This is a genomic window from Acetomicrobium sp. S15 = DSM 107314 (assembly GCF_016125955.1).
Classification (GTDB): Bacteria; Synergistota; Synergistia; order Synergistales; family Thermosynergistaceae; genus Thermosynergistes; species Thermosynergistes pyruvativorans.
In genome coordinates this window covers 1-269 of sequence record NZ_JADEVE010000132.1, presented here as the reverse complement: position 1 = coordinate 269, position 269 = coordinate 1, and the positions used below count along the sequence as shown (strand labels likewise).

Sequence of the window (269 nt, the reverse complement as noted above, 5' to 3'; positions counted from 1 at the left end):
CCTCCTTTCGATATGAACGAAGTCGATAAGGTCGACGAAAACCTGAGGCTTCGCTTCCGTTATTTGGATTTGAGACGGGACAGGATGCAGCGCAATCTGCGGATGAGACACAACGCCTTGCTCTTCACCAGGAACTTCTTGACTTCTTCATCCACGAGTCCGCGAGAGCCTTCCGAAACATCATTAAGGGCCCCGGGCAGTTCATTCAATTTGTTAAGCAGCGGAACGATACCTTTTGCTCCTTCATCTCCAAAGACTTTCTGTATCTC

The 269-nt window shown here is 49.1% G+C and carries 1 protein-coding gene; it reads left to right on the top strand.

Annotated features, from left to right (window positions below):
* Positions 1 to 12: 12 nt before the first annotated feature.
* Positions 13 to 269 (top strand): amino acid--tRNA ligase-related protein (locus EZM41_RS14300; RefSeq protein ID WP_342449222.1); only part of this gene is annotated, 257 nt, incomplete at its 3' end.